The sequence below is a fragment of the Mycobacterium sp. KBS0706 genome (assembly GCF_005938675.2).
Lineage (GTDB): Bacteria > Pseudomonadota > Alphaproteobacteria > DSM-16000 > Inquilinaceae > Inquilinus.
Genome location: NZ_VCCH02000003.1, coordinates 178,024 through 201,531, shown reverse-complemented (window position 1 = coordinate 201,531; position 23,508 = coordinate 178,024). Strand labels below are relative to the sequence as shown.

23 protein-coding genes, 1 tRNA gene and 1 other RNA gene are annotated in these 23,508 nt (G+C 71.1%); 15 read left to right on the top strand and 10 right to left on the bottom strand.

Features of this window, described 5'->3' with window-relative positions:
* Positions 1–123 precede the first annotated feature (123 nt).
* On the bottom strand, positions 124–675 hold the full coding sequence (locus tag FFK22_RS03015) for a YbhB/YbcL family Raf kinase inhibitor-like protein (RefSeq protein ID WP_138886803.1): 552 nt from the start codon (positions 673–675) through the stop codon (positions 124–126).
* A gap of 199 nt (positions 676–874) precedes the next feature.
* Between FFK22_RS03015 and FFK22_RS03010 the strand changes: the two genes are divergently transcribed.
* The 9 genes from FFK22_RS03010 to truA all read left to right on the top strand — a co-directional run bounded on the left by FFK22_RS03010 (position 875) and on the right by truA (position 8,086).
* On the top strand, positions 875–1,585 hold the full coding sequence (locus tag FFK22_RS03010; RefSeq protein WP_138886802.1) for a hypothetical protein: 711 nt from the start codon (positions 875–877) through the stop codon (positions 1,583–1,585).
* Between the two features lie 226 nt (positions 1,586–1,811).
* A complete protein-coding gene (locus FFK22_RS03005; protein WP_138886801.1) occupies positions 1,812–2,333 on the top strand; it encodes a 2,4'-dihydroxyacetophenone dioxygenase family protein in 522 nt (173 codons plus the stop codon).
* 7 nt (positions 2,334–2,340) lie between these two features.
* Positions 2,341–3,063 carry an SDR family NAD(P)-dependent oxidoreductase gene (locus tag FFK22_RS03000; protein ID WP_138886800.1) on the top strand — a complete coding sequence of 241 codons (723 nt, stop codon included), beginning with the start codon at positions 2,341–2,343 and terminating at the stop codon, positions 3,061–3,063.
* 17 nt (positions 3,064–3,080) lie between these two features.
* Positions 3,081–3,878, top strand: a complete 798-nt coding sequence (locus FFK22_RS02995) for an IclR family transcriptional regulator (protein WP_138886799.1) — start codon at positions 3,081–3,083, stop codon at positions 3,876–3,878.
* 61 nt (positions 3,879–3,939) lie between these two features.
* An RNA gene (gene ffs, locus FFK22_RS02990) (signal recognition particle sRNA small type) lies at positions 3,940–4,040 on the top strand.
* A gap of 83 nt (positions 4,041–4,123) precedes the next feature.
* On the top strand, positions 4,124–5,968 hold the full coding sequence (locus FFK22_RS02985) for a DNA polymerase III subunit gamma/tau (RefSeq protein ID WP_138886798.1): 1,845 nt from the start codon (positions 4,124–4,126) through the stop codon (positions 5,966–5,968).
* Entirely contained in the window at positions 5,965–6,288 is a 324-nt protein-coding gene (locus tag FFK22_RS02980) for a YbaB/EbfC family nucleoid-associated protein (RefSeq protein WP_138886797.1), read from the top strand. Before FFK22_RS02985 ends, FFK22_RS02980 begins: the two co-directional genes overlap by 4 nt.
* A gap of 16 nt (positions 6,289–6,304) precedes the next feature.
* A complete protein-coding gene (gene fmt, locus FFK22_RS02975) occupies positions 6,305–7,222 on the top strand; it encodes a methionyl-tRNA formyltransferase (RefSeq protein WP_138886796.1) in 918 nt (305 codons plus the stop codon).
* Entirely contained in the window at positions 7,223–8,086 is an 864-nt protein-coding gene (gene truA / locus FFK22_RS02970) for a tRNA pseudouridine(38-40) synthase TruA (protein WP_138886795.1), read from the top strand. It begins immediately after the preceding gene.
* 448 nt (positions 8,087–8,534) lie between these two features.
* Here the strand turns inward: truA and dapE are convergent, their stop codons facing one another.
* From dapE to FFK22_RS02955, 3 genes are all read right to left on the bottom strand, one after another.
* On the bottom strand, positions 8,535–9,722 hold the full coding sequence (dapE, locus tag FFK22_RS02965) for a succinyl-diaminopimelate desuccinylase (RefSeq protein ID WP_138886794.1): 1,188 nt from the start codon (positions 9,720–9,722) through the stop codon (positions 8,535–8,537).
* Positions 9,723–9,730: 8 nt separating this feature from the next.
* Positions 9,731–10,573 carry a 2,3,4,5-tetrahydropyridine-2,6-dicarboxylate N-succinyltransferase gene (dapD, locus tag FFK22_RS02960; protein ID WP_138886793.1) on the bottom strand — a complete coding sequence of 281 codons (843 nt, stop codon included), beginning with the start codon at positions 10,571–10,573 and terminating at the stop codon, positions 9,731–9,733.
* 85 nt (positions 10,574–10,658) lie between these two features.
* Positions 10,659–11,090 (bottom strand): DUF4864 domain-containing protein, encoded by a 432-nt coding sequence (locus tag FFK22_RS02955; protein WP_221938341.1) that lies wholly within the window; start codon positions 11,088–11,090, stop codon positions 10,659–10,661.
* A 210-nt stretch (positions 11,091–11,300) separates the two neighbouring features.
* On the opposite strand from FFK22_RS02955, the gene FFK22_RS02950 reads away from it, so the two are divergent.
* The 4 genes from FFK22_RS02950 to chrA all read left to right on the top strand — a co-directional run bounded on the left by FFK22_RS02950 (position 11,301) and on the right by chrA (position 14,406).
* Positions 11,301–11,377, top strand: a tRNA-Arg gene (locus tag FFK22_RS02950).
* Positions 11,378–11,617: 240 nt separating this feature from the next.
* The gene (locus FFK22_RS02945; protein WP_138886792.1) at positions 11,618–12,061 is read left to right on the top strand and encodes a hypothetical protein; all 444 of its coding nucleotides are present in this window, start codon (positions 11,618–11,620) and stop codon (positions 12,059–12,061) included.
* A 123-nt stretch (positions 12,062–12,184) separates the two neighbouring features.
* Positions 12,185–13,003 carry a chromate resistance protein ChrB domain-containing protein gene (locus FFK22_RS02940; protein ID WP_138886791.1) on the top strand — a complete coding sequence of 273 codons (819 nt, stop codon included), beginning with the start codon at positions 12,185–12,187 and terminating at the stop codon, positions 13,001–13,003.
* A gap of 11 nt (positions 13,004–13,014) precedes the next feature.
* A complete protein-coding gene (chrA, locus tag FFK22_RS02935; protein WP_138886790.1) occupies positions 13,015–14,406 on the top strand; it encodes a chromate efflux transporter in 1,392 nt (463 codons plus the stop codon).
* 1,062 nt (positions 14,407–15,468) lie between these two features.
* Here the strand turns inward: chrA and FFK22_RS02930 are convergent.
* The gene (locus FFK22_RS02930) at positions 15,469–15,891 is read right to left on the bottom strand and encodes a GFA family protein (protein ID WP_138886789.1); all 423 of its coding nucleotides are present in this window, start codon (positions 15,889–15,891) and stop codon (positions 15,469–15,471) included.
* A 119-nt stretch (positions 15,892–16,010) separates the two neighbouring features.
* Here FFK22_RS02930 and FFK22_RS02925 point away from each other — a divergent pair, with 119 nt between their 5' ends.
* Positions 16,011–16,637, top strand: a complete 627-nt coding sequence (locus FFK22_RS02925) for a glutathione S-transferase family protein (protein WP_138886788.1) — start codon at positions 16,011–16,013, stop codon at positions 16,635–16,637.
* Positions 16,638–16,888: 251 nt separating this feature from the next.
* Here the strand turns inward: FFK22_RS02925 and FFK22_RS02920 are convergent, their stop codons facing one another.
* Positions 16,889–17,428 (bottom strand): DUF1697 domain-containing protein, encoded by a 540-nt coding sequence (locus FFK22_RS02920; RefSeq protein WP_186002270.1) that lies wholly within the window; start codon positions 17,426–17,428, stop codon positions 16,889–16,891.
* Positions 17,429–17,555: 127 nt separating this feature from the next.
* Here FFK22_RS02920 and FFK22_RS02915 point away from each other — a divergent pair, with 127 nt between their 5' ends.
* Positions 17,556–19,913: a bifunctional salicylyl-CoA 5-hydroxylase/oxidoreductase gene (locus tag FFK22_RS02915; protein WP_138886786.1), complete on the top strand. Its 2,358-nt coding sequence runs from the start codon at positions 17,556–17,558 to the stop codon at positions 19,911–19,913.
* Positions 19,914–20,074: 161 nt separating this feature from the next.
* Here FFK22_RS02915 and FFK22_RS02910 read toward each other — a convergent pair whose 3' ends face one another.
* The 4 genes from FFK22_RS02910 to gcvA all read right to left on the bottom strand — a co-directional run bounded on the left by FFK22_RS02910 (position 20,075) and on the right by gcvA (position 23,443).
* The gene (locus FFK22_RS02910) at positions 20,075–21,244 is read right to left on the bottom strand and encodes an aminotransferase class V-fold PLP-dependent enzyme (protein WP_138886785.1); all 1,170 of its coding nucleotides are present in this window, start codon (positions 21,242–21,244) and stop codon (positions 20,075–20,077) included.
* A gap of 2 nt (positions 21,245–21,246) precedes the next feature.
* Positions 21,247–21,717 (bottom strand): RidA family protein, encoded by a 471-nt coding sequence (locus tag FFK22_RS02905; RefSeq protein WP_138886784.1) that lies wholly within the window; start codon positions 21,715–21,717, stop codon positions 21,247–21,249.
* A 75-nt stretch (positions 21,718–21,792) separates the two neighbouring features.
* Positions 21,793–22,536 (bottom strand): HAD-IA family hydrolase, encoded by a 744-nt coding sequence (locus FFK22_RS02900; protein WP_306770064.1) that lies wholly within the window; start codon positions 22,534–22,536, stop codon positions 21,793–21,795.
* Between the two features lie 13 nt (positions 22,537–22,549).
* The gene (gene gcvA / locus FFK22_RS02895; protein WP_138886783.1) at positions 22,550–23,443 is read right to left on the bottom strand and encodes a transcriptional regulator GcvA; all 894 of its coding nucleotides are present in this window, start codon (positions 23,441–23,443) and stop codon (positions 22,550–22,552) included.
* Between the last annotated feature and the right edge of the window lie 65 nt (positions 23,444–23,508).

Here is a 23,508-nt window from a genome sequence, read left to right as displayed (position 1 = left end):
GGCCGGATCTGGACGATTCGGCTGAGGTCCGGTATCGGACCGCGGGCACGATGACCGCTCATGGCGCACCCCAGCCTGCCTAAGCCACGCGCGCCTCCTGCATCTACTGCGCGGCTCCGTGCGTCAGCGCCCGTAGCGAACGGTCAGGCTGGCGCGGCCGATCTCGGTGGCGTGCATGGCGAAGCCGACCATGGCCGCGGAGACCTTTGGATCGATCGGCAGGTGCGCCACCGACAGGGCATGGACGGTGAAGACATAGCGATGCGGCGCGTCTTCCTGCGGCGGGCAGGGGCCGCCATAGGAGGCTGTGCCGAAATCTGTCCGTCCCTGCTTCGCACCGGTCGGCAGTCCGGTTCCTGCCGGATCGCCGGCGCCACGCGGCAACGCCGTCACAGCCGCCGGGATGTCGGTCACGACCCAGTGCCACCAGCCACTGCCGGTCGGCGCGTCCGGATCGTAGACGGTGATGACAAGGCTCTTCGTGCCTGCAGGCGTGCCGGACCAGGAGAGGGCTGGCGACGCGTTGCCTCCGACGCAACCGAGACCGTTCATCACGAAGGTCTCGGCCAGCATCCTGCCATCGGTCATGTCCGGGCTGGCCAGCCGGAAGTCCGCCGCGAACGACGCCGGCGCTGCCGCCAAGACAGCGAACATCACAAATGTGCCGATCCGCATGATCCTCTCCGCTTTCTGGCAGCCGTCGTGCCCGGCGAGCAGAAGCTACCGGCGGCGTCGATCGTGCGTCGATCCGACGGAAGGCTCGGTGCGTTACACCCCGAGGCGAGATGAAGCTGGCCGGAGGGCGAGAAGAGGTCGAGGAATTCGGAAACCGAGGCTATTGCCTTATTCCGAAATCATGTTCATGATATGTTCCATGGACATGGCCTCATCCGCCTCCGACCCGACACGCGCCGAACCGGTCGATCCCGACCGGGAGCGGGCGGAGCGGCATGGGCGGATGCTGGCGCGGCTGGGCGAGCTCACCCTCGGCCTGGCCGAGGCGGTGCAGGGCCAGGCCGTGGAGGCCGCGCGCCAGCCGCTGGAGGACACCGCCGCCGACCGCACCCGCGGACTCGGCCTGGTCTTCGCCCGCCTGTCCTATGAGATGCGCCAGACCGTGGCGCTGGAGGCCCGGCTCGCGGCGGATGCCCAGGCGACCGCGGCTGGTGTCGCGCAGGACCGCAGGCACCGGCGGCGCAACCTGGTCCGGCGCATCCTCAAGGAGGCGATCGAGGCCGAGGAGGCCGCCGAAGCCGAGGCCTGCAAGCTCGACATCGACGAACAGGACCGGCGTGACGACCTGCTGCACGAGCTGGACCGCCGGCTGCAGGAGGACGACGCCGAGGACACCGGCGAACTTCCGGTCGGCGAGGTCGTCGCCCGGTTCTGCCGGGAGCTCGGCATCGTGCCGGACTGGGCCCGGTGGCAGGCCGAGACCTGGGCGGTCGAGGAGAGCGGGCACCCGCAATCGCCTTATGCGCAGGCCCCCTTCGCCCGGTCGCCCGATGCCCGGCCCGAAGACGCGGACACCCCGGCAGGCCCGAAGCGCCGTGGCGCCCGGGCGGCGAAACCGGACAGCAGCTGAACCCTGGCGCGACGTCGAGGCCATCGATTGGACGCCGCGCGCAGATGCTCTCCTCCATCTGCAGGTGCCGCCGGCGTCGGGGTACGTCCGCCGGCGTTTGGTGCCGGCACGGCGTGCCGACGGTCCGGGCCGTCCCCCGGCATTGACAGGCCGGCGGGGTGGGGCCAATGTCTGTCCACAAAATGGATAGATCGTCCATAATGTGGACAAACCGGAGGACAGCGTCATGCCAGCCGACGCCGACACCAGGCGGATGCCGTACCAGTATCCGAACCCGCCCGAGGCGCTGCGCGACATCGTCGTGCCCCACGCCGTGCCGCAGGATGAGCGGGTCTGGGTGCCGCAGGCGGAGAACGTCTGGTTCCGGCCGCTCTGCCTCAACATCTCGAGCGGCTACTGGATGAACCTGCTGCGGGTGCGCAAGGCCGGCGTGCTCAGCCGCCACCGCCATCCCGGGCCGGTGCATGGTTTCGTGCTGAAGGGCAGCTGGCGCTACCTCGAGCATGACTGGGTCGCCACCGAGGGCAGCTACGTCTTCGAGCCGCCGGGCGAGACCCACACCCTGGTGGTCGACGAGCATGTCGAGGAGATGATCACCTATTTCCAGGTCAACGGCGTCATGTACTACGTCGACCCCTGGGGCAAGCACACCGGCTACGAGGACGTGTTCACCAAGCTGGACATGTGCCGCAAGCACTACGCCGAAGCCGGCCTCGGCGCGGATTACGTCGACCAGTTCATCCGCTGAGGACCGCATGACCTTCCAGCCCGATCTCTTCGCCGGCCGCACCGCGTTGGTCTCCGGCGGCACCCAGGGCATCGGCGCGGCGGTGGCCGCCGAGCTGGCGCGGCTGGGCGCGACCGTGACCGCCGCCGGCCTGGCCCCGGCCGCGGGCATCGAGCCGCCGCCGGGCGCGCGGCTGGCCGAGCTCGACGTCACCGACGCCGCGGCTGTCGAAGCGCTGGTCGGCGGGCTCGGCCGGCTCGACATCCTGGTCAACTGCGCCGGGGTGATCCGCCGCGGGGCGGAGCACGACCCGGCGGTGTTCGAGCAGGTGCTGGCGGTCAACCTGACCGGCACGATGCGGCTCTGCGCCGCCGCCCGGCCGCTGCTGGCGCAGGCCAAGGGCTGCATCGTCAACACCGCCTCGATGCTCAGCTTCTTCGGCGGCGGGCTGGTGCCGGGCTACAGCGCCAGCAAGGGCGGGGTGCTGCAGCTGACCAGGTCCCTGGCCATCGCCTATGCCGAGGACGGCATCCGCGTCAACGCGGTGGCGCCGGGCTGGATCGCCACGCCGCTGACCCAGGCGCTGCAGGACGACCCGGCGCGCTCCGGCGCCATCCTCGGCCGCACCCCGATGGGCCGCTGGGGCCGGCCGGAGGAGGTGGCCCAGGCCGTCGCCTTCCTGTGCAGCCCGGCCGCCGGCTTCATCACCGGCGTGGCGCTGCCGGTCGATGGCGGCTACCTCGTCGCCTGAGCGGACAGGGGGCAGCGATGGGGCAGGGCGCCGGGCAAGGCAGCGGGGCGACAGCGGTGCAGGGGGCGGCCGCCTTCGGCAAGGCGATGGCGGTGCTGCAGGCCGTGTCCGATGCGCCCGAGCCGGTCTCGGTGGCTGAGATCGCCCGGTTGACCGGCCATCCGCGCCCGACCGTGCATCGCATCGTCGCGGCGCTGCAGGCCGAGGGCATGCTGGCCGAGCGGCCGGGCGGCGGCGCCTTCGGCCTCGGCCCGCGGCTGATGGCGCTGGCCGCCCGCGCCTGGGACCGGTTCGAGCTGCGCCTGATCGCGGCGGCGGAGCTGGCCCGGCTGCGCGACGCCACCGGCGAGACCGTGCATCTCGCCATCCGCAGCGGGCCCGAGATGATCTATGTCGACAAGCTGGAAAGCCCGCAGGCGGTGCGCATGGCCTCGCGCATCGGCACCCGCGTGAAGCTGCATTCCAGCTCGGTCGGCAAGGCCTGGCTGGCGGCGCTGCCGCCGGACGAGGCCGCGGCGCTGCTGCCCCGGCTCGAGCTCACGGCGATGACGCCGCAGACCCTGACCGATGTCGCGGCGCTGGCGGCGGAGATCGAGCGCATCCGCATCCGCGGCTATTCGATCGACGCCGAGGAGAACGAGGCCGACATCTGGTGCTATGGCGGCGCCATCGCGGGGGCAAGCGGGGCGATCGGCTGCATCAGCGTCAGCATCCCGAAATACCGCGCCGCGATCGACGATCCGGAGCGCTATGCCGGGCCGCTGCTGGCCTGCTGCCGGCGCATCGCCGCGCTGGTGGCCGACGGGGTGCGATAGGCCGGACACGGTTCTGTCATTTCCACCCTTGCCTCCGGCGCCCGAAGCTCCGATATAGGGCGCGGGAGATCGGCGCGGGCGTGTCCCTCGCCAACCCGGTCAGATCCGGAAGGAAGCAGCCGTAACGAGTTTCGATACGGGTCGCTGCCGGTCTCCCACCTTCCTCCATCCTCCGATCGCTCTTCGCCCGACGGGTCGTGCTTCGGCCTTTCGACCGCCGCCTCCATTCCCTATGATCGCGCGCCATGAGCGATGACGCAGCCCTGCCCCTCGGACTAGACGACGCGCCGCAGCCGGCCAAGCCGGCGGCCTACCGCGTGCTCGCCCGCAAATACCGGCCGACCACCTTCGCCGAGATGATCGGCCAGGACGCGCTGGTGCGCACCCTGACCAACGCCATCGCCTCCGGCCGGCTGGCCCACGCCTTCGTGCTGACCGGGGTGCGCGGCGTCGGCAAGACCACCACGGCGCGGATCCTGGCCCGGGCGCTGAACTGCGTCGGGCCGGACGGCAAAGGCGGGCCGACCGCCGATCCCTGCGGCGTCTGCGAGCCCTGCCGCAGCATCCTGGCCGACAGCAATCTCGACGTGATGGAGATGGACGCCGCCAGCCGCACCGGCGTCGACGACATCCGCGAGATCATCGACGGCGTGCGCTACGGGCCGGTGGCGTCGCGCTACAAGGTCTACATCATCGACGAAGTCCACATGCTGTCCAAAAACGCCTTCAACGCGCTGTTGAAGACGCTGGAGGAGCCGCCGCCGCATGTGAAATTCGTCTTCGCCACCACCGAGATCCGCAAGGTGCCGGTGACGGTGCTGTCGCGCTGCCAGCGCTTCGACCTGCGGCGCATCGGCGCCGACCAGCTGCAGGCCTATTTCACGGAGATCCTGGACAAGGAAGGCGTGGCGGCGGAGCCGGAGGCGGTCGGCATGATCGCCCGCGCCGCCGACGGCTCGGCCCGCGACGGCCTCTCGCTGTTGGACCAGGCGATCGCCCAGGGCGCGCCGGTCGGCGACAAGCCCTTCATCGCCGCCGCCGGCGTGCGCGAGATGCTGGGCCTGGCCGACCGCTCCAGCGTCATCGACATCCTCGAGGCCGCCTTCGCCGGCGAGGGCCCGCGCATGCTGGAGGGGCTGGAGGCGGCGCGCCGCGCCGGGGCCGATCCGCAATCGGTGCTGGGCGACCTGCTGGACTTCATCCACTTCGTCACCCGCGCCCGCATGGTCCCGGCGGTGCTGGACGACCCGGCGGTGCCGGAGGTCGAGCGCAAGCGCGGCGGCGCCCTGGCCGAGACCATCTCGCTGCCCGGCCTGACCCGGGCCTGGCAGACCCTGCTGAAGGGGGCGGGCGAGGTGCAGGCCGCGCCGAACCCGCAGGCGGCGCTGGAGATGGTGCTGATCCGCCTGCTCTATATGAGCGACATGCCCAGCCCCGGCGAGCTGGTCCGCAAGTTCGGCGACCTGCAGAGCCAGGGCGCGGTGACCGCCGGCCCGGTCCCGGGACCTGGTCCCGGCGGTGGCGCCCGGATGGCGGCGGGAGGCGGTGGTAGCCTCACTCTGGTGGCCAGCGAGCCGGCCCCGGTCACGGCACCGTCGGCGCCGGTTCCAGCTCCTGCTCTGGTCGTCGTCCAGGCCGCGCCGAAACCGGCGTTGCGGGCCAATCCGAGGACTTTTGAGGAACTGGTGGAGCTCGCTGCTGCCCGTAACGTGGTGCTGCACGGTCATCTGATGAGCGCCGTGCGCCTCGTCCATTTCGAGCCAGGGCGGCTGGAGTTCCAGCCGGAGTCGGCGCCTCCGGATCTCGAAAACATCCTTCGCTCCGCGCTTCGCGACTGGACCGGGGAGGCCTGGGTGGTCAGCGTCTCCAGTGCGGAGGGAGCGCCGACGCTAAGGCAGAAAGAGCGGACCGACCGCGAGAACGCGATGGCCCGGGCGGCCGAGCATCCGCTGGTCAAGGCGGTGCTGAGCACCTTCCCGGGCGCGGTGATCCGCGACCTGCGCAATCCGGTGGAGCAGGATGAGGGGCCCTTGCCGGGCGCCGAACCAGCCCCCGACGCCACCGATGAAGAGGAGCCGCGAGAGGCATGAAGAATCTCGGACAGATGATGAAGCAGGCGCAGGAGATGCAGGCCAAGATGGCCGAGATGCAGTCGCGCCTGGGCGAGATCGAGGTGCCGGGCCAGGCCGGCGCCGGCATGATCGCGGTGGTCCTGAACGGCAAGGGCGAGCTGCGCTCGCTCAAGATCGATCCGAAGCTGGTCGATCCGTCCGAGGTCGAGGTGCTGGAGGACCTGATCGTCGCCGCCTTCAACGACGCCAAGGGCAAGGTCGAGGCGGCGGTGCAGGAAGAGACCTCGAAGCTGATGGGCGGGCTGAAGCTGCCGCCGGGCATGAAGCTGCCGTTCTGAGGCGTCTCGTCTCGCCATGCCCCTCCGCCTCGCCTATATGGGCACGCCGGATTTCGCGGTGCCCGCGCTGCTCGCGCTGATCGACGCCGGGCACGAGATCGCGGCCGTCTACACCCAGCCGCCGCGGCCCGCCGGGCGGGGCCACAAGCTGCAGCCCTCGGCCGTGCACCGGGCGGCGGCGACGGCGCAGCTGCCGGTCCGCCATCCGGCCACGTTGCGGACGCCCGAGGCGCAGGCGGAGTTCCGGGATCTCGGCCTCGACGCCGCGGTGGTCGCGGCCTATGGGCTGATCCTGCCGCGGCCGATCCTGGACGCACCGCGGCTCGGCTGCTTCAACATCCACGCCTCGCTGCTGCCCCGCTGGCGCGGCGCCGCGCCGATCCACCGCGCCATCCTGGCCGGCGATGCCGAGACCGGCGTCACCATCATGCGGATGGAGGCGGGGCTGGACACCGGGCCGATGCTGCTGGCCGGGCGGGTGCCGATCGGGCCGCATGCGACCACGCCCGAACTGCACGACACGCTCGCGGCCATCGGCGCCGGGCTGATCGTGCCGGCACTCGACGCCGTGGCCGCAGGCCGCGCGGTGGAGATCCCGCAGCCGGAGGCGGGCGTCACCTATGCCGCCAAGATCGGGCCGGCGGACGAGCGCATCGACTGGGCCGATGCCGTCGCGCTCGACCGCCAGATCCGGGCGCTGACGCCGAAGCCCGGCGCCTGGTTCCTGCGTGAGGGCGAGCGCATCAAGGTGCTGGCCGCGACGCTCGTCGCCGGCTCGGGCGTCCCCGGCACTGTGCTGGACGACCAGCTGACCGTGGCCTGCGGCCATGGCGCCATCCGCCTGGCCCGGCTGCAGCGCCCGGGCAAGGCCCCGATGACGGCGCGCGACCTGCTGAACGGCTTCGCCATTCCGGCCGGAACCCGCCTGGGCTAGATGGCGCGGTACAAGCTCACCATCGAATATGACGGCCGCCCCTTCGTCGGCTGGCAGCGGCAGGCGAACGGTCTGTCGGTGCAGCAGGCGGTCGAGGAGGCGATCCTCCGCTTCTGCGGCGAGGAGGTGCGGATCACCGCCGCCGGCCGCACCGATGCCGGGGTGCATGCGATCGGGCAGGTGGCGCACGCCGACATCGCTCGCCCGACCGATCCCGGCACGGTGCGCGACGCGCTCAACTTCCACCTGAAGCCGCTTCCCGTCGCGATCCTGTCGGCGGAGGCGGTGGACGAGTGCTTCGACGCCCGCACCTCCGCCATCCTGCGCGCCTATCGCTATCGCATCGTCAACCGCCGTGCGCCGCTGGCGCTGGAGGCCGGCCAGGCCTGGCAGGTGTCACGGCCGCTCGACGCCGCGGCGATGCACGAGGCGGCGCAGCATCTGGTCGGGCATCACGACTTCACCAGCTTCCGCGCCGCCGAATGTCAGGCCAAGTCGCCGCTGCGGACGATGGACCGGCTGGACGTGGTGCGCCGCGGCGAAGCGGTCGAGATCGAGGCCGAGGCGCGGTCCTTCCTGCACCACCAGATCCGCAACATCGCCGGCACGCTGAAGCTGGTGGGCGAGGGCAAGCGCCCGCCCGGCTGGGTGGCCGAGGTGCTGGCGGCGCGCGACCGCGCCGCCGCCGGGGCCACTGCGCCGCCGGACGGGCTATGCTTCCTGTGGGTGCGCTACAGGGAGGATCTGGCGACCAGATCGATCCAGCCGGCCAGCAGCTCCGACGCCAGCGCGTCGAACACCACCAGCCCGGCCGCGATCGGCACGTCGACCTCGACCGCCGTGCGCAGTACGAAGCCTTCGTAGAGATAGCAGGCGGCGGCGACGGCGATGGCGACGACGATGCCCATCGTTCCGGGCAGCAGACCGACGGCGTCGAGGATGATTCGCACGAACTGGGCGATCATGATCAGCAGGGCCGCCCAGTTATACGCGACGATGGCCTCGGGCAGCCGCCGGCCGCGGTCGAGCCAGGGCAGGATCCAGGTCAGCGCCGCCGGCATCAGTGCCCAGGCGGCGGCGAAGCCGAGGGTCTGCACGATCAGCGGCAGCGGCAGCAGCAGCAGGGGCCATCTGTCGCCCAGGAACAGCGCCTGGACGATCATGTAGAGCGGGAAGGCCAGCACCGCGGCGAAGAAGCTTTTCGCTGCCCCGTCCGGCGAGATGTCGAACATCGCCATGCCGCCGGTGTCGCGCCGAGCCAGGCGCCAGGCGCCCCAGACCCCGCGGATGATGTCGCCCGAAGAGACTGCCATCATCCCCTCTCCGGGAAGCTGTCCTCGAGCACCGCCTGGTAGATCCGGACCAGCGTCTCGATCTCCTCGACCGGCACGTTCTCGTCGGTCTTGTGGATGGTGGCGTTGACCAGGCCCAGCTCGACCACCGGTGCGTAATCCTTGACGAACCGGGCGTCGGAGGTGCCGCCCGAGGTGCTGAAGGCCGGGCGGCGGCCGGTCACCCGTTCCACCGCCCCGGCGACGCGCCCGGTCAGCTCGCCCGGCGCGGTCAGGAAACTGTCGGCGCCGCTGCGAAGTTCCAGCGTGTGGTCGCCGCCGACCGCGTCGAAGCGCTCGCGGATCCAGAGGCCCAGGCTGTCCGCCGTCCAGGTGTCGTTGAAACGGATGTTGAACACGGCGCGGCCCTCGGCCGGGATCACATTGGCAGCCGGGTTGCCGACATCGATGGTGGTGATGGCGAGGGTCGAGGGATCGAAATGGGCGCTGCCCGCGTCGATCTCCGGCCCCGCGCCCGGGCTCAGCGCCGCCAGCATCCGCACCAGCCGGGGCAGGGGATTGTCGGCCTTGTGCGGATAGGCGACATGGCCCTGCACGCCGCGCACGGTCAGCCGGCCGGTCAGGCTGCCGCGCCGGCCGATCTTGATGGTGTCGCCGACGGTCTCGCTGCTGCTCGGCTCGCCGACGATGCAGGCATCGATCGCCTCGCCGCGCGCTGCCAGCGCCTGCAGCATCTTCACCGTGCCGTTGACCGCCTCGGCCTCCTCGTCGCCGGTGATCAGCAGGCTGATGGAGCCGCCGAACGCCGGCCCGCGCGCGGCGAGAAAGCGGCCCGCCGCGGCGGCGAAGGCGGCGACCGCGCTCTTCATGTCGCAGGCGCCGCGGCCCCAGACACGGCCATCGGCGATCCGGCCCTCGAAGGGCGGGAAGCGCCAACGCGCCTCGTCCCCCGGCGGCACCACGTCGGTGTGGCCGGCGAAGCAGAGATGCGGCCGGCCGCTGCCGATGCGAGCGTAGAGGTTGTCGATCGGCGTCGTGCCCGGCGCCGCGAACCGCATCCGCTCGCAGCGGAATCCGAGCGGCTCGAGCGCCGCCGCCAGCACGCCCAGCGCCCCGGCATCGGCCGGGGTGACGCTGGGACAGCGGATCAGCGCCTGGGTGAGGGCGATCGGGTCAGGGGCGGTCGGGCCGCGGAACGGGGGCACCATGGCGAAGCTCAGTCGCGCAGCAACTCGTTGATCGAGGTCTTGGCACGGGTCCGCTCGTCGACCCGCTTGACGATCACGGCGCAGGAGAGCGAGGGCCCCGGCGAGCCGTCGGCCAGCGGCTTGCCGGGCAGCGACCCGGGCACCACCACCGAATAGGCCGGCACGCGGCCGTAGCTGACCGTGCCGGTCTCGCGGTCGACGATCTTGGTGGTGGCGCTCAGGAACACGCCCATCGACAGCACCGCGCCGCGCTCGACGATCACGCCCTCGACCACCTCCGACCGGGCGCCGATGAAGCAGTCGTCCTCGATGATCACCGGGTTGGCCTGCAGCGGCTCCAGCACGCCGCCGATGCCGACGCCGCCGGACAGGTGGCAGTTCCTGCCGATCTGGGCGCAGGAGCCGACGGTGGCCCAGGTGTCGACCATGGTGCCGCCCTCGACCCGGGCGCCGACATTGACGAAGCTCGGCATCAGCACGACGCCCGGCGCGATATAGGCGGAGCGGCGGACGACCGCACCCGGCACGCTGCGGAAGCCGGCCTCGCGGAAGCGGTTCTCGCCCCAGCCCAAGGTCTTCGGCGCCACCTTGTCGTACCACACCGCGCCGTCCGGACCGCCGGCGACCAGCTTGCTGTCGGTGATGCGAAAGGACAGCAGCACCGCCATCTTCAGCCACTGATGCGCCTGCCACTGCCCGTCGACCTTCTCGGCCACGCGCAGGGTGCCGGAATCGAGGCCTTCCAGCGCCGCCTCGATGGCGTCACGGGCCGGGCCGGTGGTGGCCGGGGTCAGGCTGTCGCGGTCGGCCCAGGCCTGTTCGATTGCGGTCTTCAGCGCGGTGTCGGTCATGGCAGGAATTCGGCAGTCTCTGATGTCGGGAACGCACGATGGGACGCCCCCGTCCGGCTTGTCAACGCCACCCTCGGACTAGGTCTCATGCCGATTGGTCGCCGCTGCGATCGAGTCGGCAGCCATCGATTCGCCAACTGCCGTCGGGCTGCCGCTCCATGAAGTATTCGGCGATCACCGGCACCCCGTCCGGGCCGACGAACAGCACCTTCTGCACGATCCGGCCTTCGCTGGTGACAAGCTCGCGGAAATCGACCGAGCGTGGCCGGTAGACCGGCGGATAGCCCTGCCTGACCATGGCCATGAACTTGTCCGGCGTGCCGAACAGATGCTGGATGTCGGGCGAGGCGTAGCCGAAGGCCTCCGCCGCCCGGTCGCCCTGGAACGCGTCGAGCTGCTTCTGGATCACGCCGACGATCGCCGGCTTGTCGGCATCTTCCGCCTGGGCGAAGGCGGGCATGGCGACCAGCAGGAAGAGGACGAGAACGCGCCCGACCACATCGCAGACGAGCCCCATGATGGCCCTCCATTTTTTGCCGTCCCAGGAAGGGAGATGGCGCGGGCGGGCCGGGCCGGAAAGCGGGCGCAGGGCAGGGGCCCTCGCCCATGCGGCGGCCGCATGCCTCGTTTCGTGTCGGATCGATGAAAATGGGGCTTGCAATCCGGGTCGGGCATCGACTAGGTTCCGCCCGCCTGACGACGGGGCGGCGACGACGCCCCGCAGAACGCGCCCGTAGCTCAATTGGATAGAGCATCTGACTACGGATCAGAAGGTTAGGAGTTCGAATCTTCTCGGGCGCGCCACTATCTCGCTGAGATAGACGTTCAGTCAGCTTCCCGGATTTTATGTCGACGGCTCGCGCAGGCGAGCTTCATCATCGTGAAGCGCGCAGAGGTGCGATCCAAGGGGTAGCGCCGCCTGGATAGCCACGGCTCTGCGGGCTCGGCACGACGGTTCTTTGCAGGACAGGTCCGTGTCGGTCCCGCCCGAGGAACCACTCCGAGACCGCGCCTGTTCCAGCCCACAACGGCTGGAGCCTTCCGATGCCGACTCGCCGCTATGCGATCCTCGAAGCACCGTCCACGCTGGGTCTGGCGACCGACGGCGTGGAGGGCTTGCCCGACCGGCTCCTCGCGCTGGGCCTCGCGGAGCGCATCCTGGCGTGCCGCGCCGGGCGGCTGAGCGTGCCCCCAAAGGATCCGACGCCGGATCCCGAAACCGGTACGTTGAACGCCCGGGCGATCGCGGCGTGGTCGCCCAGGCTCGCCGACGCGGTGGAGGCTGTGCTGGATGCGGGCGAGTTCCCGGTGGTGCTGGGCGGCCTGTCCTGGGACGAGCTTGGGGCTGTGCTCCGCATCGCCCTGGCGAGCGGAAAGGCGGTGGGCCTCGAGGTCGCCATCTACAATCCGCGCCTCGACGAGGACGGCAGCGCCGGTCGCGGCCTGGCCGATATCCTGGCCGCAGTCCTCGGAAGGGCGGTGCCGTGACACCGCGCATTGCCGATGCCGCGGCTTCGCGCGTATAGTGACGGCAAGGGGTCATTCGCGACTACCCCGTGAGGCGGCAGCCCAAAGATCGCGTCCATGGTTCCTCATCGAGGGATGGACGTCATGCCGTCGAACACCGAAATCACCACGTCACAGCTCATCCGTCTCGTCGGCCTGCCCAATGCGCCGACGATCGTCGATGTCCGCACGCCGGAGGACTGCGAGGCCGATCCCCGGCTGTTGCCGGGGACGCAGCGCCGCGACTTCCGGTCGGTTGCGACCTGGGCGGCGGATCTCGCCGGCCGCAATGTCGTCGTGGTCTGCCAGAAGGGGCTGAAGCTCAGCCAGGGCGTCACCGCCTGGCTGCTGCATGAGGGCGTCCGGGCCGAGGCCCTGGAGGGCGGCTTCGAGGCCTGGCGGGACGCCGGCGGGCTGCTGGTCGAGACCGGCCGGCTGCCGCCGCGGGACCCGTCCGGGCGGACCGTCTGGGTCACCCGCGCCCGGCCCAAGGTCGACCGCATCGCCTGCCCCTGGCTGATCCGCCGCTTCGTCGACCCGCAGGCGGTGTTCCTGTTCGTCGCGGCCGCCGAGGTGCCTGCGGTCGCCGACCGCTTCCAGGCCACAGCCTTCGACATCGACGGCGTGTTCTGGAGCCATCGTGGCGAGCGCTGCACCTTCGACACCATGCTCGAGGAGTTCGGGCTGGCCTCGGCGGCGCTCGACCGGCTCGCGACCATCGTGCGCGGGGCGGACACGGCGCGGCTCGACCTCGCGCCGCAGGCGGCCGGGCTGCTGGCCGCGTCGCTCGGCCTGTCGCGCATGTACCGCGACGATCTCGACCAGCTCACAGCCGGGCTGGCGCTGTACGACGCCTTCTACCGCTGGTGCCGGGACGCGACCGAGGAGACGCACAACTGGCCCTCCGGCCCGAAGCCGGCGTGAGGGCAGGGATCATGACGATCGCCACTGCCGACAAGGCCGTGCCCGCCGCACCGGCCGCCCCCACCTTCGCCGAGGCGGCCAGGGTCTGGGCCAAGATCGGGCTGCTCAGCTTCGGCGGCCCGGCCGGCCAGATCGCGCTGATGCACAAGGAGCTGGTCGAGGAGCGCCGCTGGATCGGCGAGCAGCGGTTCCTGCACGCGCTCAATTACTGCATGCTGCTGCCGGGACCGGAGGCGCAGCAGCTGGCGATCTATATCGGCTGGCTGTTGCACCGTACCGCCGGAGGCCTGGTCGCCGGGATCCTGTTCATCCTGCCCGGCACCCTGGTCATGCTGGGCCTCAGCATCCTCTACGCCCTCTATCGCCAGGTCGCGCTGGTCGATGCCGTGTTCTTCGGCGTCAAGGCGGCGGTGCTGGCCGTCGTGGTCGAGGCGGTGCTGCGGATCGGCCGGCGGGCGCTGAAGAACCGGGCGATGGTGGCGATCGCCGCCGCGGCCTTCATCGGCCTCGCCGTCTTCCGCGTTCCGTTCCCGCTGATCGTGCTGGCCGCCGGGCTCTGCGGCTGGATCGGCAGCCGCCGGGCGCCCGGGCTGTTCGCCGCCGGCCGGCATGGCGGGGGCGCGGCCGATTCCGGGGGCGTGGTCGACCGGATGTTCGAACGCGGCGAGCTCGCCCATGCCGATCCATCGTGGCGGCGGGCCGGCCGCGTGCTGGCGCTGTGGCTGCCGGTGTGGCTCGGGCCGGTCCTGCTGCTGTGGCTGGTGGCCGGGCCGTCGGCGATCTGGACGCAGATCGGTGGCTTCTTCAGCCTGATGGCCGTGGTCACCTTCGGCGGCGCCTATGCCGTGCTGGCCTATGTCGCGCAGGCGGCGGTCGACACCTTCGGCTGGCTCGCGCCCGGCGAGATGGTCGACGGCCTCGGCCTGGCCGAGACCACGCCCGGGCCGCTGATCCTGGTGCTGCAATTCGTCGGCTTCCTCGCCGCGCACCGGGCGCCCGGCGGCCTCGACCCGCTGCTCGCCGGCGGGCTCGGGGCGCTGCTGACCGTCTGGGTCACCTTCGCGCCGTGCTTCCTGTGGATCTTCCTCGGCGCGCCCTATGTCGAGGCGCTGCGCGGCAACCGGGCGATCTCGGCGGCGCTGTCGGCGATCACGGCCGCGGTGGTCGGGGTGGTGCTGAACCTGGCGCTGTGGTTCGCTCTGCATGTCGTGTTCCGCGAGGTGCGGCCGTCCGACACTCTCGGGGTCGGCCCCGACCTGCCGGTGCTGGGGAGCATCGACTGGCGGGCGGCGGTGCTCGCGGCGGCGGCGATGGTGGCGATGCTGCGGTTCAAGACTGGGATGATCCCGACGCTGGCCGGGTGTGCGGTGGCCGGCGTGGTGCTCGGCCAGTTGCCGGGCTGATGGGCGGCGCCAACCGGACGAATTCGTGACGGAACCCCGACGGCCGCTGCTGGCGTTGACGGTGCATGGCGAACTGCAACGTCCCAGATGACTGGACCGTCCTCCCGACCGGCCACGGCACCGGGTCGGTGAGCTGCGGCGATCTCCGCGGTTGGTATACGCGGAACAGCCACGGTCTGATTCAGATCGATTGGACCGGCGCTCCTGAAGGCGGGCCCTCGCCGGATCTCCATCGAGCCGCGATCGAGGCGTGTGAACAGGCCGATGGCGCGCAGCAGACCGGCAAGGCCGGCCGCAACAACGTCGGGGGCTGAGCATGGCGCGCGGGCATGATGCGTCCGACTGGACCGTGAAATTCGCCGGCGATGAAGGCACCGTCTCCTGCGACGAGTACGCCGCCGCTTCCGCGCGAAGACCACCGGCGTCATCCAGATCACCTGGACGCTTGGCAGGGGGCCGCTCCCAGCCGACGACCGGCCGGTCGTCATGGCCGCTCAGGAGGCGATCGACGCGGCGATCAGGCCGCAGAGCGGATCATAGGTTCGGGCAAAAAGAGCGGCCCGGCCGCAGGCGAGGCTTCAACTCGCGGGGCCGGGCCGTCAGCGCCGCTGGGGGCAGCGCATCGAGTTTTGTGGCGGCCTCGGGGGTGAGGCGTGGGCCACGTGCCGGTTAGCGGGGAGGAAACGCGGCATGAGTGAGTCAATAGCGGATCCGGCGCTGTCATAAAATTATACGAAGGTATCGTCGCCATGGTCCTTGGAATAGACCGATGCGCGCTGTGCCCGATCGGGCGATTCCTACGGGCCCATTGCCGAGAACAATCATGAACGCCTGGTCGAGATCGGCGCGGTAGGCTTTCTTTTCTAGCATGGGTTGATCCAAAAAGGGGTTCCAACACCCCTGTTCTTCTACTTGCGATTGTAGTCGCCTGTCCTCGAGCGCCCGCTCTCACCTAGCGCTCAGGCCCGGCCCGGATCTCCCCCTCACCCATGGTCCGGGTCGGGCTCACTTTCACCCGCAGATCTTTCGCCTGATCACCTTGGGCTCTGCATAAAGCGGCGGCTAACCCGCCACCGGCCCAGGCTGGCCTGGACTGGCCGGCAGGGTTGGGTCGACATGGGCCCAGCTCGGGGCCGAGGCGGTCCAGATCACACTCGCCGGGCGGGCGATCTCCGGGTCGTCGAGGGCGCCGGCGCGAACCACCATGTAGTCCGGCTCCTCCAGCGCCTCGCTGAACAGCGGCGTGCCGCAGGTCGGGCAGAAGCGACGGCGCATCATCGCGCCGCTGTCCGCCCGGCTGAGATACTCGCTGGTCCGGCCCGTCACGGTGAAGCCGGCGGTGCGGAAGATCACGCCGACCGAGGCGTTGCCGGAGGACAGATACTGGCAGTCCCGGCACCAGCAGGCGCGCGCGACGACGGGCGGCTGGACGAAGCGGAAGCGGACGGCGCCGCAGAAGCATCGGCCGGTGATGGGCGTCGACATCGTGCACGCTCCCGAGTGTTGCCGGGGAAAGTGAAGGCCAGGCCGGGCGGGATGGCAACCCAGAGCCTCGGGACTGGGCTCTTTACAGCGCCGCAGGCTCCAGTCGATCCTTCCTGCCCATGATCCTGATCGGCCAATTCGATTCGCCCTTCGTCCGCCGCGTCGGCATCGCTCTGACGCTGTACGGCCTGCCGTTCGAGCACCGGCCTTGGTCGGTGTTCGGCGATCCCGAGAAGATCCGGCCGTACAACCCGCTCACCCGCGTGCCGACGCTGGTGCTGGACGATGGCGACACGCTGATCGAGAGCCACTGCATCCTCGACCATCTCGACAGCCTGGTGCCGGCCGAGCGCGCTCTGTATCCCCGCGCCGAACCGGACCGGCGCCGGGCGATGAAGGTCGCGGCTCTGGCGATGGGCACGGCGGAGAAGGCGGTCAGCCTGTTCTACGAGCAGCGGCTGCACCAGGAGGTGTCCGACATCTGGGTCACGCGCTGCCGGGCCCAGATCGCCGACGCCCTGGCCATCCTCGAGGGCGACCGCGCCGGCCGGGCCGGCGGGCACTGGTTCGGTGACCGCCTCGGTCATGCCGACATCGCCGTTGCCGTGGTGCTGCGGTTCCTGGGCGAAGCGCATCCCGGCCTGGTCCCGACGGCGGCGATCCCGGCGCTGGCCGCCGATGCGGCCCGGCTGGAGCAGCTGCCGGCCTTCCAGACGATCTCGCAGCCCTTCATCGCGCCGGCCTGACAGGTGGGGCTTTGAGGGGTGAGGCCAGGTCAGATCGGGTCATCCCGATCATGCCGAGGCGGTGAGTTTTTGCCTCTCCCGCTTGCGAGACCCTTTCAGAATTCCCCACACCGTCATTGCAATGACGGCGAAGCCTGGGCCAGCCCTCACCCGGTCTCGCTGCGCGAGCCCGACCTCTCCCGCCAGGCGGGAGAGGCAAATCCGAAGACGATCGGCATCCTGCCGGTCTTCGGCCCGGGGGCACCGGTGTCTCAGCCCCCGGCGAGGGCGGCGAGCTTCAGCACGGTGTTCCAGTTGCGCCCGGTGCCGCTGGTGCCGAGCTTCTTCTCGATCACCGCCATGGTCAGCTTCGAGCGGCCGATGCCGTCCGGATAGCTGATATAGGCGTGCCGGCCGTCGGTCCGCACCTGCTCCCGCCCCACGATGCCGGCCTGCAGCGCGGTGACGGCGGCGGCCTTCGGCGCCTGCTTCAGCGGCAGGAGGACGAGGTGGCTCGGGTCGCTCTCGGCCTCTTCGGGAAACGGGTTGTCGGCGATCGCGCCGGCCCAGTCCGCGGCGCTGCGGACGAACACCGCAGTGCCGAGGCCGAGGCGCTGCGCCAGCGCCTGCTCGATCGTCCGTTCCAGCGCCTCCGCCCGGCCTTTGCCCGCGAAGACGAGGTTGCCGCTCTGCAGCAGCGTGCGCGGCTCGGCGAAGCCGAGCTCCGCCGCGAGGCCGCGCAGATCCGCCATCTTGATCGGCGCATGGCCGGCGACATTGACGGCGCGGAGCAGGGCGATCCAGGTGGTCATGCCGGGATCATAGGGCGGCATGCCTGCCGACCCCAGGACGGAAAATACTTTAAGCCTAAAGCAATTCGCCGTAAGCTCCAGGGCAGGGCCGGGGATGGCGCGTCCGGCCCGGGATGGGAGAGGACGAATGCGGATCACGGTCATCGGCGGCGGTCCGGGCGGCCTGTACTTCGCGCTTCTGACCAAGAAGGCGCGGCCGGGCTGGCATGTCGCGGTGCAGGAGCAGAACCGCGCCGACGACACCTTCGGCTTCGGCGTCGTGTTCTCCGACGACACGCTGGACGAGTTCCTGTCGCGCGACCCGGACTCCTACGAGCGGATCCGCGACCGCTTCGCCTATTGGGACGATGTCGCGATCCACTACCGGGGCGAGACCATCCGCTGCGGCGGCAACGGCTTCTGCGGCACCTCGCGGATGACGCTGCTGCAGATCCTGCAGGAGCGGTGCCGCGAGGTCGGGGTCGAGCTGTCCTTCTCCGACCGGATCGACCCGGCGACGCTGGGCGAGCGCTTCGCGGATTCGGACATCATCGTCGCCGCCGACGGCATCAACTCGGCGATCCGCGAGCATTTCCGCGACGAATTCCGGCCCGAGGTCTCGATCAAGGCCAACCGCTTCTGCTGGATGGGCTCGACCCGGCCGATGGGCGAGTTCAACTACTTCTTCCGCCAGACCGAACACGGCGTGATCTGCGCCCACACATACCAGTACGAGGCAACCACCGGCGGCGAAGGCCGGTCGACCTGGGTGTTCGAGATGGACGAGGCCTGCTGGCAGGGCCACGGCTTCGCCGAGGCGGACGAGGAGGGCTCGCGGACCAAGCTGGCGGCGATCTTCGCCGAGGAGCTGCAGGGCCATGCGCTGCTGCTGAACCGGTCGATGTGGCGGCGCTTCCCGCGGATCTTCTGCGAGCGCTGGTGGCATCGGAACATCGTGCTGCTGGGCGATGCCAAGGCCTCGGCGCATTTCTCGATCGGCTCCGGCACCAAGCTGGCGATGGAATGCGCCATCGCCCTGTCGGACACGGTGGTGGCGCATGGCGAGACCAGCATCGAGACGGCCTTCGCCGCCTATGACAAGGCCCGCCGCACGCCCTGCCAGGTCACCCAGCACAATGCCGACGTGTCGCTGGCCTGGTTCGAGCATATGAACCGGTCCTTCGACATGGACCCGATGCAGTTCGCCATGGTGGTGATGTGCCGGGCCAAGTCGATTACCTACGACAACCTGCGCATCCGCGACCCGGACTTCGTGCGCCGCGCCGACGACGCCTTCTACGAGCGGCTGTGGCGCGAGACCGGCGACGACTACCGCGCCAGCCGGCCGACGCCGATGTTCACCCGCTTCCGGCTGCGCGGCATGGAACTGGCCAACCGGGTGGTGATGTCGCCGATGGCGCAGTATTCCGCCGACCGCGACGGCAACCTGACCGACTGGCATTTCGTGCACTACGCCTCGCACGCCCTCGGCGGCATGGGGCTGATGTTCGTCGAGATGACCTGCCCGTCGCCGGACGCCCGGATCAGCCTGGGTTGCCCCGGACTGTGGACCGACGCGCACGAGGCGCAGTGGACGCGGCTGGTCGGTTTCGTGCACGGCCATGGCGAGACCAAGATCGCCATGCAGCTGGGCCATTCCGGACGCAAGGGGTCGACCCAGCTGGGCTGGCAGACCGCCGACCACCCGATCGCCGAGCCGGCCGACAACTGGCCGGTGATCTCGGCGTCGCCGCTGCCCTGGATCGAGGGCGTCAGCCCGGTGCCGGCGGAGATCGACCGGGCGGAGATGGACCGGATCAAGGCCGATTTCGTGCAGGCGACAGCGCGGGCCGCCCGGGCCGGCTTCGACCATCTCGAGCTGCATTGCGCCCATGGCTACCTGCTGGCCTCGTTCCTGTCGCCGCTGACCAACCGGCGCGCGGATGAATACGGCGGGCCGGTCGAGAACCGGCTGCGCTATCCGCTGGAGGTGTTCCGGGCGATGCGGGCGGCGTGGCCTGACGACCGGCCGATGTCGGTGCGCATCTCCGCCACCGACTGGGCGGAGGGCGGCATCGGCGAGGACGAAATCTTCGCCATCGCCGAGGCCTTCCGCGATGCCGGCTGCGACCTGATCGACGTCTCGGCCGGCCAGACCGTGCCGGACCAGAAGCCGGTCTATGGCCGGATGTTCCAGGTCCAGTTCGCCGAGGCGATCCGCAACGTGCCGAAGCTGGCGACCATGGCGGTGGGCGCGATCACCGAGCCGGGGCAGATCAACACCATCCTGCACACCCGCCGCGCCGACCTGGTGGCGCTGGGCCGGCCGCATCTGTGGAACCCGACCTTCGTCCGCCAGGCCGAGGCCTGGTACGGCGTGCGCGGCCAGGCTTGGCCGCAGCAATACTGGCCCGGCCGCGACCAGGCCTTCCGCGAGATCGCCCGGTCGGCCGACAAGCAGGCCGAGCTGCAGATCAAGGCCAAGCCGAAGCGGCACGGCCGCTAAAGTCACGCTTGGCGTTGCCTCTCCCGCTTGCGGGAGAGGTCGGAGACGCGAAGCGGCTCCGGGTGAGGGGAGTTTGTCGAGGCCGGGACCAACCCTCACCCGGCCGTCCTGCGGACGTCCGACCTCTCCCGCCAGGCGGGAGAGGCAACACGAGTCAGGCGTCAGGGGCGGGCGGCCGCCACCGCCTCGGCCAGGCGGTCCAGCTCCGCCTCGGTGTGCAGGTAGGAGACGGCGGCACGGCAGATGTCGCCGAGGCCGCGCGCGGTCATGTCCAGCGGGGTGTAGGCCACGCCGTTGACGGCGATGGTGATCCCCTCGGACGCCAGGCTCTGGCGCAGCGCCGCCGGAACGACGCTTTCGACGGCGAAGGACACCAGGGCAGCGCGCTCGACGCCGCGGTCGTGCACGGTCACGCCGGGGATCGCCGCCAGACGGCCGCGCAGCCCCTGCGCCAGCCCGTCGAGGCGGGCGCGGATGGCATCGATGCCGATGCCACGGGCATATCGGATGGCGGCGCCGAGGCCGAGCCGCAGCGCCATCGGGAAGTCGCCGGCCTCGAAGCGCAGGGCGCCGTCCTGCAGTCGCGGGCCGTCCGGCGTCCAGGCGGCGGTGCGGGCGTCGTGATAGGGCGGGTCCAGCCGGTCGAGGAAAGCTCGCCGGACATAGAGCAGCCCGGTGCCGCGCGGCCCGCGCAGATGCTTGCGGCCGGGCGCGATCAGCACGTCGCAGCCGAGCTGTGCGACGTCGATCGGGATCTGGCCGATGGCCTGCGAGGCATCGACGAAATACGGCACGCCGGCGGCGCGGGCGACCTGCCCGATTTCCGCAGCCGGGTTGATCAGCCCGCCATTGGCGCCGATCCAGGTCAGCGACACCAGTTTCACCCGGTCGTCGATCATCGCGGCCAGCGCCTCGGGCGAGGCCCGGCCGGTGTCGTCGCAGGGGATCACCTCGATCACCGCGCCGGTGCGGGACGCGGCGCGCTGCAGGGTGGTCAGGTTGCCGCCCCATTCCTGCCGGCCGACCAGGATGCGGTCGCCGGCGGCCAGCGGCAGCCCCGCGAAGGCCAGGCCCCAGCCCTGGGTGGCGCTGCTGGTGAAAGCGATCTCGGCCGGCGTCGCGCCGATCAGCGCCGCTGCGTCGGCGCGAGCCTCCTCCAGCGCTGGTGTCGCGGCCTGGCCGGCCTCGATCGGGCCGGAGACCGCCTCGCGCTGCAGATGGGCCAGCACCGCATCCAGCACCGGCTGCGGCGGCAGCGAGCCGCCGGCATGGTTGAAGTGCAGCACCCGGTCGATGCCGGGCGTCTCCGCGCGCAGCCGTGCTACATCCATGGTCAGTCCTCGAGCTCGACCACGGCCTCGACCTCGACCGAGACGCCGCGCGGCAGGGCGGCCACGCCGACCGCGGCGCGGGCATGCTTGCCCTTGTCGCCGAACACGGCGGCGATCAGGTCCGAGGCGCCGTTGCCGACCTGCGGCTGCTGGGTGAAGCCCGGCGCCGAGGCGACGAAGACGCCGAGCTTGGCGACGCGGCGGATGCGGGCGAGCTCGCCGCCGGTCGCGGCCGCGACCTGGGCCAGGACGGCCAGCGCGCAGGCCTGGGCCGCCTTCTGCCCGTCCTCGAGCGAGACGGTGTCGCCGAGATGGCCGAGCCAGGCCGGGCCGTTGCGATCCTGCGAGATCTGGCCGGAGATGAACAGCAGATTGCCGGCCTGGACGTAAGGCACGTAGTTGGCGGCGGGGGCAGGGGCCGCGGGCAGCTCATGGCCCAGGGCGGCGACGGCCTCGGCGATGGTCTTCGGCATGGTCGGGGTCCTCGGTGTCGGAAACCCGGATGCTAGCCGCCGCCGGCCGGCCGCGACGAATGCGAAGTTTTCGTCCTATGGACGACTCTGATTCACCTGCAGGCCGAGGACGAGCCGGCCGGCGCCGTTGAGCGTGACCGTCAGGTCCTCGTAGTCGGCGATCACCGGATGGCGCGTCGCCATCGGGCGGTGGTGGGTGGCGCCGACGACCATGACGGACGCGCCCGACGCCTCGGCCGAGGCGATGCCGGCCGGCGCATCCTCCCAGACCAGGCAGTCCTCGGCGTCGGCGCCCAGCCGCTTCGCCGCGGCCAGGAATCCGTCAGGTGCCGGCTTGCCACGGGCGACATCCTCGGCGGTGACCAGCACGGCGGGCGGGACCAGTCCGGCCGCGGCGAGGCGCTTGGCCGCCAGCGCCCGCGGCGCCGAGGTGACGATCGCCCAGCGGTCCGGCGGCAGGACGCTCAGGAAGCGCTCCACCCCGGCGATGGCGACGACGCCATCGACATCGTCGATCTCGGCCTGGGTCAGCTCGGCGGCTTCGCGCTCCACATCCGGCACGCCCCAGCGGCGGATGGTTTCGATCGCGCGCACGCCATGCATGGTCTCGACCACCGCCGCGGCGTCCAGCCCGTGCCGCTCGGCCCAGCGGGTCCAGACGCGGACGGCCGAGGCGATGCTGTCCAGCAGGGTGCCGTCCATGTCGAACAGGAAGGCGGCATAGCTTCGCTGCGTCAGCATCGGGTCATCCATGACGTCGTCGGGGCGGCGGGCACGATGCCCCAGCGCGGCGAAGCGTGCCAGCGCCGCCCGCGGCATGGGCGCCATCCGTTTACGCAGGCTCTGCCGCCTCGCCGCGGATCCAGTCGGTGAAGTCGGTGACCGGCGGGGGCAGAGGGCCGGGTCGGGTCACCAGCCAGTAGCCCAGGCCGGGCGGGGCGAAGGGCGGGCCGCCCAGCGGCTCGACCAGCGCGCCGCTGCGCAGCCGCTCACCGATCAGCGCGTGCCGGCCCATGGCCACACCCTGGCCGGCCAGGGCCGCCTCCAGCACGATGTTGTAGTCGTGCAGCATCAGGGTGCGGGCGCGGGCCAGATCGAAGCCATGCGCCGCCGACCAGACCGGCCATTCGATCGGCTCGCGGGCGTAGGACAGCAGCAGGGTGTGGTGCAGCAGGTCGGCCGGCGTCGCGATCTGCGGCCCGCGCTGCAGCAGCGCCGGGCTGACCACCGGGGCGATGCGGTCGGCCAGCAGCAGCGTCGCCTCGACCTCGGGCCAGCCGCCGGTGCCGTAGCGGATCGCCAGGTCGGCCTCGCCGCCCTTCAGATCCGCCAGGGCGTTGGACGGCTCCAGCCGCAGCTCGATCTCCGGATGCGCCGCGGCGAAGCGGCCCAGCCGCGGCACCAGCCAATGGGTGGCGAAGGAGACCAGCAGGCTGACCCGCAGCACCGCCCGCTCCGGCGCCCGGACGGCGCGGGTCTCTTCGGCCAGCAGGTCGAAGGCGCGGCGCACCCCGTCGAGATAGCGCTCGCCGGCCGGGGTCAGGGCGATGGCGCGGGTCTTACGGACGAAGAGGGCGGTGCCGAGCTCCCGCTCCAGCCGCTGCACCTGGTGGCTGATCGCGCTCGGCGTCACCAGCAGCTCCTCGGCGGCGCGGCGGAAGCTCAGATGCCGGCCGGCCGCCTCGAAGGCACGCAGGGCGGGGAGCGACGGAAGACGGCGCGGCATTTGGCGTGGAGTGTGTGCGGTGACCGATCCGCAGCATAGTGCTGCGGCTTCGCTTCGGCCGAAAG

Bases quoted from the DNA above. Each gene is read 5' to 3' on its own strand.
- FFK22_RS02955 (WP_221938341.1), bottom strand. From the start codon at position 11,090: ATGGGGCTCGTCTGCGATGTGGTCGGGCGCGTTCTCGTCCTCTTCCTG.
- FFK22_RS03010 (WP_138886802.1), top strand. From the start codon at position 875: ATGGACATGGCCTCATCCGCCTCCGACCCGACACGCGCCGAACCGGTC.
- FFK22_RS03015 (WP_138886803.1), bottom strand. From the start codon at position 675: ATGCGGATCGGCACATTTGTGATGTTCGCTGTCTTGGCGGCAGCGCCG.
- fmt (WP_138886796.1), top strand. From the start codon at position 6,305: ATGCCCCTCCGCCTCGCCTATATGGGCACGCCGGATTTCGCGGTGCCC.
- FFK22_RS03000 (WP_138886800.1), top strand. From the start codon at position 2,341: ATGACCTTCCAGCCCGATCTCTTCGCCGGCCGCACCGCGTTGGTCTCC.
- FFK22_RS02980 (WP_138886797.1), top strand. From the start codon at position 5,965: ATGAAGAATCTCGGACAGATGATGAAGCAGGCGCAGGAGATGCAGGCC.
- FFK22_RS02900 (WP_306770064.1), bottom strand. From the start codon at position 22,536: ATGCCGCGGGCGGCGCTGGCACGCTTCGCCGCGCTGGGGCATCGTGCC.
- FFK22_RS02915 (WP_138886786.1), top strand. From the start codon at position 17,556: ATGCGGATCACGGTCATCGGCGGCGGTCCGGGCGGCCTGTACTTCGCG.
- chrA (WP_138886790.1), top strand. From the start codon at position 13,015: ATGACGATCGCCACTGCCGACAAGGCCGTGCCCGCCGCACCGGCCGCC.
- FFK22_RS02985 (WP_138886798.1), top strand. From the start codon at position 4,124: ATGAGCGATGACGCAGCCCTGCCCCTCGGACTAGACGACGCGCCGCAG.
- FFK22_RS02945 (WP_138886792.1), top strand. From the start codon at position 11,618: ATGCCGACTCGCCGCTATGCGATCCTCGAAGCACCGTCCACGCTGGGT.
- FFK22_RS02910 (WP_138886785.1), bottom strand. From the start codon at position 21,244: ATGGATGTAGCACGGCTGCGCGCGGAGACGCCCGGCATCGACCGGGTG.
- FFK22_RS02920 (WP_186002270.1), bottom strand. From the start codon at position 17,428: ATGACCACCTGGATCGCCCTGCTCCGCGCCGTCAATGTCGCCGGCCAT.
- dapE (WP_138886794.1), bottom strand. From the start codon at position 9,722: ATGGTGCCCCCGTTCCGCGGCCCGACCGCCCCTGACCCGATCGCCCTC.
- FFK22_RS02940 (WP_138886791.1), top strand. From the start codon at position 12,185: ATGCCGTCGAACACCGAAATCACCACGTCACAGCTCATCCGTCTCGTC.
- FFK22_RS02925 (WP_138886788.1), top strand. From the start codon at position 16,011: ATGATCCTGATCGGCCAATTCGATTCGCCCTTCGTCCGCCGCGTCGGC.
- FFK22_RS02930 (WP_138886789.1), bottom strand. From the start codon at position 15,891: ATGTCGACGCCCATCACCGGCCGATGCTTCTGCGGCGCCGTCCGCTTC.
- FFK22_RS02905 (WP_138886784.1), bottom strand. From the start codon at position 21,717: ATGCCGAAGACCATCGCCGAGGCCGTCGCCGCCCTGGGCCATGAGCTG.
- gcvA (WP_138886783.1), bottom strand. From the start codon at position 23,443: ATGCCGCGCCGTCTTCCGTCGCTCCCCGCCCTGCGTGCCTTCGAGGCG.
- dapD (WP_138886793.1), bottom strand. From the start codon at position 10,573: ATGACCGACACCGCGCTGAAGACCGCAATCGAACAGGCCTGGGCCGAC.
- FFK22_RS03005 (WP_138886801.1), top strand. From the start codon at position 1,812: ATGCCAGCCGACGCCGACACCAGGCGGATGCCGTACCAGTATCCGAAC.
- truA (WP_138886795.1), top strand. From the start codon at position 7,223: ATGGCGCGGTACAAGCTCACCATCGAATATGACGGCCGCCCCTTCGTC.
- FFK22_RS02995 (WP_138886799.1), top strand. From the start codon at position 3,081: ATGGGGCAGGGCGCCGGGCAAGGCAGCGGGGCGACAGCGGTGCAGGGG.